At 62.2% G+C, this 8,306-nt stretch carries 9 protein-coding genes; 7 read left to right on the top strand and 2 right to left on the bottom strand.

All coding sequences use genetic code 11. The features are described 5' to 3' along the window. Positions 1–133: 133 nt before the first annotated feature. Positions 134–1,108: an NADPH:quinone oxidoreductase family protein gene (locus WB528_RS23950; RefSeq protein ID WP_423891363.1), complete on the bottom strand. Its 975-nt coding sequence runs from the start codon at positions 1,106–1,108 to the stop codon at positions 134–136. A gap of 102 nt (positions 1,109–1,210) precedes the next feature. On the opposite strand from WB528_RS23950, the gene WB528_RS23945 reads away from it, so the two are divergent. The 7 genes from WB528_RS23945 (at position 1,211) to argG (ending at position 7,122) form a co-directional block, all read left to right on the top strand. Continuing rightward, positions 1,211–2,056, top strand: a complete 846-nt coding sequence (locus tag WB528_RS23945) for an SDR family oxidoreductase (RefSeq protein ID WP_423891360.1) — start codon at positions 1,211–1,213, stop codon at positions 2,054–2,056. A gap of 117 nt (positions 2,057–2,173) precedes the next feature. After that, the gene (locus WB528_RS23940; RefSeq protein WP_423891359.1) at positions 2,174–2,758 is read left to right on the top strand and encodes an invasion associated locus B family protein; all 585 of its coding nucleotides are present in this window, start codon (positions 2,174–2,176) and stop codon (positions 2,756–2,758) included. Positions 2,759–2,763: 5 nt separating this feature from the next. Beyond that, the gene (locus WB528_RS23935) at positions 2,764–2,997 is read left to right on the top strand and encodes an SRPBCC family protein (protein WP_423891357.1); all 234 of its coding nucleotides are present in this window, start codon (positions 2,764–2,766) and stop codon (positions 2,995–2,997) included. A 91-nt stretch (positions 2,998–3,088) separates the two neighbouring features. Beyond that, on the top strand, positions 3,089–4,300 hold the full coding sequence (gene rlmN / locus WB528_RS23930; RefSeq protein WP_423891355.1) for a 23S rRNA (adenine(2503)-C(2))-methyltransferase RlmN: 1,212 nt from the start codon (positions 3,089–3,091) through the stop codon (positions 4,298–4,300). Positions 4,301–4,364: 64 nt separating this feature from the next. Beyond that, on the top strand, positions 4,365–4,862 hold the full coding sequence (locus WB528_RS23925; protein ID WP_423891353.1) for a hypothetical protein: 498 nt from the start codon (positions 4,365–4,367) through the stop codon (positions 4,860–4,862). A gap of 57 nt (positions 4,863–4,919) precedes the next feature. After that, on the top strand, positions 4,920–5,696 hold the full coding sequence (locus tag WB528_RS23920; RefSeq protein ID WP_423891350.1) for a phosphatase PAP2 family protein: 777 nt from the start codon (positions 4,920–4,922) through the stop codon (positions 5,694–5,696). Between the two features lie 88 nt (positions 5,697–5,784). Then, complete coding sequence (gene argG, locus WB528_RS23915) at positions 5,785–7,122, top strand: argininosuccinate synthase (protein ID WP_423891348.1); 1,338 nt, start codon at positions 5,785–5,787, stop codon at positions 7,120–7,122. Positions 7,123–7,355: 233 nt separating this feature from the next. On the opposite strand, the gene WB528_RS23910 is transcribed toward argG, so the two are convergent. Next, positions 7,356–8,306 (bottom strand): OmpA family protein (locus tag WB528_RS23910; RefSeq protein ID WP_423891346.1); only part of this gene is annotated, 951 nt, incomplete at its 5' end.

Genomic DNA, 8,306 nt, shown 5'->3' with positions numbered 1-8,306 from the left:
AGGAAAACCCGTGGCTGGCCCACGAAAGTGACACAAAATGGCACAACTTGCGTCGTTAACGGCCGCTTAACGAATCCCGCGTCAGTTAACCATAGCCGACGGATTCATGGAAGCGTCATAAACGTTTTCCGCGTCAGGGATGCAGGATCACCTTGCCCATCGCCTTGCGGCCCGCGAGTACTTTCAGCGCATCGGCGGTTTGCACCAGCGGGAAGGTGCGGTCGACATGTGAGGAGATCTTGCCCTCCGCTGCCCATTGCACGAGCCGTTCAAGGTTGGCGCGGTTCTTGTCGGGATTGATGCGCGCCCACGCGCCCCAGAATACGCCTCGGATGTCGCAACCCTTCAACAGCGCGAGGTTAAGCGGCATTTTCGGAATATCGCCGGCGGCAAATCCGATCACCAGGAAACGGCCTTCCCAGGCGATCGAGCGCAAGGCGGCTTCGGCATAGTGGCTACCGACCGGATCAAAGATAATGTCGACACCCTTGCCGCCGGTAAGACGGCGCAGGCCTTCCTTGAGATCCTCGCTCGCGTAATTCAGTCCGAGTTCGGCGCCGTGCGCCTTGGCGAATTCGAGCTTTTCCTCTGACGATGCGCAGGCAATCACCTTCAGCCCAAGCTGCTTGCCAAGTTCGCAAGCCGCAAGGCCGGTGCCGCCGGCCGCGCCCAACACGGCGAGTGTCTCGCCACGCTTGAGGCTCGCGCGATCTTCCAGCGCATGCAGCGCGGTGCCGTAGGTAATGATGATTCCCGCGGCGCGGTCGAAATCGAGGCCGGCAGGAATCTTGACGATTGAGCTTGCCGGTAATGCGATTTTTTCCCGCGCTCCGTTGTAGCCGCAGGAGGCGATAACGCGGTCGCCCGGCTTCAGGCCGGTCACGCCACTGCCGACGCTTTCGATGACGCCCGCCACTTCCGCGGCCGGTGAGAATGGGAATGGCGGCTTGATCTGGTATTTGCCCTGGATCATCAGCAGGTCGAAGAAATTCAACGCTGCGGATTTGATCGCAATTACGGCTTCGCCGGGACCGGCCACGGGCTCCGGCGCCTCCGCCAGCACGAGGTCGTCGGGACCGCAATATTGCGAACAAAGAATGGCTTTCATGGCTTCACCTAAATCCTGGAGGCGGTACGCTTCATGCCGGATTTAACGCCGGGCGACAATTGGATTTCGGGCGCTGCGGAATCTTTCGAAAGGGTTCAAACGATGTTTGAAAAGGGATTGCTGGCGGGAAAGCGCATTCTCGTTACCGGTGGTGGCTCCGGACTTGGCGCCGCGATGGGCCGCCGGTTCGCCGAACTCGGCGCCGAACTCATTATCTGCGGCCGCAGATTGGACCTGCTGGAAACGGCAGCCGGCGCAATCCGCGAGGAGTTCGGAAGCAGGGCGATCGCAATTCAATGCGATATTCGCGACGGTACGGCGGTAGAAGCCATGATGGTGACCATCTGGCGCGAGGCCCCGCTCGATATTCTCGTCAATAACGCGGCGGCGACCTTCATCGCGCGCACCGAGCGATTGTCCTTCCGGGCCGCGGACGCGATCCTCAGCCCCACGCTGCACGGGACGATGTACTGCACACTGGCGGCCGGCAAACGCTGGATCACGGCCGGGCACAAGGGCGTGGTGCTCAGCATCCTCTCCACGTCGACGATCACCGGCCGCGCCTTCACGGTGCCGTCCGCGATGGCGAAATCGGCGGTGCTGGCGATGACGAAGAGTCTGGCGGTCGAGTGGGGCCCAAAGGGCATTCGCACCGTGGCGATTGCGCCTGGCGCGTTTCCGACGGAGGGTGCAACGGGCCAGCTTCGCCCCGAGGGGCGCGATGCAAACTGGGCGTCACGCAACCCGATGGGACGCACCGGCGAGCATCGCGAGTTGGCCGATCTTGCAAGCTTCCTGATTTCCGATGCGGGCGGTTACATCAACGGCGAGATGGTGGTGCAGGACGGCGGCGCGCATTTGCGTTCCTCCGGCGCCGAGGACCTGCTGGCCTGGACGGAGGCGCAGTGGGAAGCCCAGCGAGCGGCGCGTTCGGACCGCCGGACGTAGCTCTCAGGTTTGCGGCGAAAGCCTTCCGAATCAGCCGTTTACCCTTTATCCATCCTCCTGTGATCAGGCGTTACCGGGCCATCTTCCAGTCACAATGATGAGGGACGAGAGCGGCCGATGTCTGTGCGGGGTATGCTGACAGCTTTGATTTCGGCGGCGCTTTTGTGCGCCGGTGCAAGCCATGCGCTCGCACAGGGAAGCAAGGGTGCCGCGAAACCGGCGGCGAAGCCCGAGCCCGCTGCGGTCGGCGGCAGTGAGCCGACATTGATTGGCCAATTCGGCACGTGGGGCGCTTACACGGCAATGCCGAACGGCAAGAAGGTGTGCTTCGCACTCGCGAAACCTTCGTCCTCGAAAACCAATCCGCCGAACCGGCCGCGCGATCCGGCCTATGCCTTCATCTCGACGCGTCCCGCCGAGAAGGTCACGAACGAAGTGTCGATCATGATCGGCTACGTCTTGAAGCAGGGTTCGGAATCGGTCCTCGAAGTCGGCGGTGCGTCCTATGCCATGTACACGCAAGGCGATGGCCTCTGGATCAAGAACGCTGCCGAGGAAGAGCGGATGGTCGAGGCCATGCGCAAGGCCGCCGATGTCACGGTGAAGGGTGTTTCGGCCAAGGGGACCGAGACCACCGACGTATTCTCCCTCAAAGGCCTTTCCCAGGCGCTCGACCGGGTCGCGCAGGACTGCCGTCGCTAGCCTCTATGAACCTGCAGACTTCGATAAACATACGCGCCGGGATCGAGAGCGTGTGGGACACGCTTGTGGACGTCGAACGCTGGCCGGAATGGTCGCGATCGATCGACGGGATCGAGCGGTTGGACAACGCCGCGTTCGGGATAGGCGGTCGGGTTCGCATCCGTCAGCCACGTGTTCCGGTTGCGATCTGGAAAGTGACCGAATTCGAACTGGGGCTGAAACGTCGCTGCGAGGGATAGCCGGGCTGCGCGGCGATGCTATATAAGAACCCGCGGCCCGGCGGTCTCCATGAGGCATCCCTGCGCGCGAAATCCAGTGAGACACCGAGTGATGCAGACGACCACCGAAATGCCCGGCGCAATCGCACCTTTGGAAAAGGTCGCGCTCGAATCCTACGTGCCGCCGGCAAAGCCTTCGCTGATCGGATTCTCGCGTGAGGAGCTCGCAGCCAGGCTCGGCGAGATCGGCGTGCTTCCAGCGCAGCGCAAGATGCGCGTGCAACAGCTGTGGCACTGGATGTATGTCCGCGGCGCGCAGGACTTCGAGGCGATGACCTCTATCTCAAAGGACATGCGCAAGGAGCTCGAGCAGCATTTCACGGTCGCGCGTCCCGAAGTGGTGGCCGAGCAGATTTCCAACGACGGCACCCGCAAGTGGCTTTTGCGCCTGCCGAGCGGCGACAAGATCGAGAAGGCGCATGAAGTCGAATGCGTTTACATTCCAGAGACCGATCGCGGCACGCTGTGCGTTTCGTCGCAGGTCGGTTGCACGCTGAATTGCTCGTTCTGCCATACCGGCACGCAGCGGTTGGTGCGCAATCTCACGGCCGGCGAGATCGTCGGCCAGATCATGGTGGCGCGTGATCGCCTGAATGACTGGATTGATCGCGAGACGCCCAACGGTAACCGCCTCGTCACCAACGTCGTGATGATGGGCATGGGCGAGCCCCTCTACAATTTCGATGCCGTGCGCGACGCGCTGCTGATTGTTGCGGACAACGAAGGCATCGGCATCTCCCGCCGCCGCATCACGCTGTCGACCTCCGGCGTGGTGCCGAACATCAAGCGGACCGGCGAAGAAATCGGCGTGATGCTCGCAATCTCGCTGCATGCGGTGCGCGATGAATTGCGCAACGAATTGGTGCCGCTCAACCGCAAATATCCGATCGCTGAGTTATTGCAGGCCTGCCGCGATTATCCCGGCGCCTCCAATGCGCGGCGCATCACCTTCGAATACGTGATGCTTAGGGGCGTCAACGACTCCCTCGATGACGCCAAGCTTTTGGTGAAGTTGTTGAAGGGGATTCCGGCCAAGATCAATCTCATTCCGTTCAACCCATGGCCTGGCACTGCCTACGAATGTTCGGACTGGCAGCAGATCGAGAAATTCTCCGAATATATCTTCAATGCCGGTTATTCGTCGCCGGTACGCACGCCGCGCGGCCGCGACATCCTGGCCGCCTGCGGGCAGTTGAAGTCGGAGACCGAGAAGCTCTCGGCGCGCGAGCGGCAGGCGCTGCGCGCGATGGCAATGACGGATTAGGCATGATCCCGAAAAGTGGATACCGGATTTCGGACCAGATCACGCCCAAACACAGATTCTTCCAATGGCGCTGATCGGCCGGCTGTTCGTCATTTTATTCGGGTTTCTCGCCGCGTGCTTCGTGGCCGGGATGATTGTGGTCGGCGCGATCATGTTTCCCGAATTCTCCGATCTCGGAGCGGGACCTGTCGATCCCGGGGTGCTGAACATCATCCTCGGCTTCGGCTTCATCTTCGTCAGCGGATTTGCACTGGTGCCGGCGATGGTTGTGGTGGCGATCACGGAAGCCTTCTATATCCGCGGTGCGCTGACCTATGCGGTCGGCGGCGGGCTCGTCGGTCTCGCCTGCTATCTTGGTCTCGTTCCCTTCGACGCCGGGCAGATGCGCTTCGAAGGCATCGTGCGCCGGCATCTCGAAATCATGACCGGGGCCGGAATTGTCGCCGGCGTGGTCTACTGGATGATCGCGGGCCGCAATGCGGGCGCCTGGCGTATTCCGCGGCCGCCGCTGCGGCCGCCCCCGCCATTGCCGTCGCAATCGCCTTTGCCCCCGTCGTCGTGAACGTGCTTCTTCATCCAAGCCTTTTCATCATCTGCCGTCTCGGCTAAACCGCGCCCCATGAACCGGATCGGATTGATCGTCGCGCTGGTGCTCGCGCTTGTTGTCGGATTGCTGTTTGGAATTTATCCCGAACTCGATCTGAAACTCGCCTCGCTGTTCTATGACGCGCCGACCCACTTGTTTCCGCTGAAGTCCAATGCGCTGGCTGTGATCGCCCGCGACGGTGCGATGTGGATCTCCTGGGCACTGGCGCTACCGGCAATCATTGCGTTGCTCGTAAAACTGGCGCGGCCGGATCGGCCGCTGTTGATGTCGGGGCGGGCGATGGTCTTTCTTCTTCTCACGCTCATTCTTTCCGCCGGTGTGCTGACCAATCTCACTTTCAAGAGTTACTGGGGTCGGCCGCGCCCGATCACCGTGACGCAGTTTGACGGTAATCAGACCTTTATGCCGTGGTGGGATCCGCGCGGTCACTGCGCACGCAATTGCTCGTTCTTCTCCGGTGAGGGCGCGACCGCCTTCTGGACCTATGCGCCGGCGGCACTCGCGCCACCGGCGTGGCGGCCCGTGGCCTATGCCGCCGCTACCGTGTTCGGCGTTACGACGAGCGGGCTGCGGATGGCGTTCGGCGGGCACTTCTTCACCGACGTTGCCATCGCGGGGATCGTGACCTTTCTGGTCATCTGGCTCGCCCACGGCTATATCTACCGCTGGCGCTCCAGCCGGTTGACCGATGAGGGCGTCGACGCCGCGTTGACCCGGCTGGCGTGGCCGGGATATCGGGCTCTGCAACGCTGGCGCGGCCGCGATGTCAGCGAAAAGCCGTCCGTTTAAGCTGCTCCATTTACGCCAATCGCTATTAACCCGTGCCCCCGACCACGAAATTTGATATTCGCGGCACTCAAACGACATTGGAAGCTCCATGAGTACGATCCTGAAAAGCCTGCCCAAGGGCGAGAAAGTCGGTATCGCTTTCTCGGGCGGTCTCGACACCAGCGCCGCGCTGTTGTGGATGAAGCAACACGGCGCCCGCGTCTTTGCCTATACCGCCAACCTCGGCCAGCCCGATGAATCCGATTACGACGAGATTCCGCGTAAAGCCCTGGAGTTCGGCGCCGAGAAGGCGCGCCTGGTGGATTGCCGCACCCAACTGGTCCACGAGGGGATTGCCGCCATTCAGTCCGGCGCCTTTCACATCTCGACCGGCGGCGCGACGTACTTCAACACGACGCCGCTCGGCCGCGCGGTGACCGGCACGATGCTGGTGTCGGCCATGAAGGAAGACGGCGTCAACATCTGGGGCGACGGCTCGACCTTCAAGGGCAACGATATCGAGCGGTTCTATCGCTACGGCCTTTTGACCAATCCGGGTCTCAAAATCTACAAGCCCTGGCTCGACCAGCAGTTCATCGACGAACTGGGCGGTCGCGCGGAAATGTCGGCGTTCATGGCCGCCTGTGGATTCGCTTACAAGATGAGCGCCGAAAAGGCCTATTCGACCGACAGCAATATTCTCGGCGCCACCCACGAGGCCAAGGATCTCGAGAGCCTCGACAGCGGCATCAAGATCGTCACCCCGATCATGGGCGTGCCGTTCTGGCGCGACGGCTGCGCCGTCAAGGCGGAGAAGGTCGTCGTGCGTTTCGAGGAAGGCCAACCGGTCGCGCTGAACGGGAAGACGTTCGCCGACCCGGTTGCGCTGTTCCTTGAGGCCAACGCGATCGGTGGCCGGCATGGCCTCGGCATGAGCGACCAGATCGAGAACCGGATCATCGAGGCCAAGAGTCGCGGCATTTACGAAGCGCCCGCGATGGCGCTGTTGCACATCGCCTACGAGCGCCTGGTCACCGGCATCCACAACCAGGACACTATCGAGCAATACCGGATCGCCGGCTTGCGTCTTGGCCGGTTGCTCTATCAGGGGCGGTGGTTCGATTCGCAGGCCCTCATGCTGCGCGAAACCGCCCAACGCTGGGTGGCGCGCGCTGTTACCGGCGAGGTGACGTTCGAACTACGGCGTGGCAACGACTACTCGATCCTGAACACGGAGAGTCCCAATCTGACCTATCAGCCGGAGCGGCTGAGCATGGAAAAGGTAGAGGACGCGGCGTTCACGCCGGCGGATCGGATCGGTCAGCTGACGATGCGCAACCTCGACATTGCCGATACCCGCGCCAAGCTCGATATCTACGCAAACGCAGGGTTGATCTCGATCGGGGACGGCTCGCCCATTCTCAGGCTCGAGAGCGACAAGGATTGATGAGAAGAAGCGCCATCTGCCTCGTCGTCCCGGACAAGCGAGCATCAGCGAGCGCAGATCCGGAACCGGTAACTACAGGCGGACATTGTGTGGCACGCTGGGTTTCCAAGCATGTCCGAAACTCAAGCCTGTGGTTATGGGTACCGCTTTCGCGGGGACGATAAGCGATCAGCACCGCATAACAAAAATGGCCAGGATTGCTCCCGGCCATTTTGCATTTCAGGCGGTTCGCATTACCGCGGCGGCGGAGCTCCGGCGCCGCCATTGAGCAGCGGGGTGATGCGGCGGACGGTGACACGCCGGTTGATGCGGCTCGGCCCGTCGGTCTGTTCTTTCGGATACTGCGCGCCATAACCTTGCGAGGTCAGGTTTTCCGCCGGCACTCCGAATTGCTGGGTCAGCAATTCGGCAGCGGATTCGGCACGGCGATCCGACAGCGACAGGTTATCGACGGGATTGCCGACCGCGTCGGTGTGCCCTTCGATCAGGAACACCTCGCGCGGGTTTCGCGTGATCGCCCGGTTGATGCCGTCGGCGATCACCTGCAACCTCGCCGCCTGGTCCGGCGGAATATCCCATGATCCGGTCTCGAAGGTGATGGTGTTGAGGTCGATGCTGGGCATCAGCATGCGTACCGACGGGCTGTAACGGATTTCGTCGAGCGTAAATCGCCGCTCGATTCGATCCACCGGCGGGGCTTCCAGCGTCTCGTAGATCACGTCCGGCGCCGCGGCGTCGGCGTCGACGATGTAGCGGTCATAGGGAATCCGGATGACCGGCGGCGGCAGGTCGACGTAGAAGCTGCCGACCGCGGACGGATCGCGGAAGCTGTTGTCGATGATGATGATCTCGCGGCCCTCGCGATCGCGCCGAATTCGGCGCAGCAAGTGCCCGTCCGCACCGACGATGGTGATTATCTGCGAGCCGTCGGGACGGAACACGATGGTGCGGTTTTCGTTGCCGACGTGCTGGGTTTGAATGTCGCGGGCGCCGAAGCGGAAACGTTCTTCCTCGTCGTGACGAATGAAGGATTGTCCGCTCGGGTCGACCACGATGACCCGTCCGGGTTCGCTGAAGACCTTCCGGCCGCCCTGATCGCTTTCCTGGCGCTGGGCCCGGAAATCCTCCATGCGGCGCGGCCCCGGCGCTACAGCGCCCGGGGCGATCGGTGTCATGGCTTGCGC

Source organism: Bradyrhizobium sp. (assembly GCF_049586575.1).
In the GTDB taxonomy this organism is placed as follows: domain Bacteria; phylum Pseudomonadota; class Alphaproteobacteria; order Rhizobiales; family Xanthobacteraceae; genus Bradyrhizobium.
The sequence above is the reverse complement of the archived record's forward strand: the minus strand, read 5'-3'. Positions and strand labels throughout refer to the sequence as shown.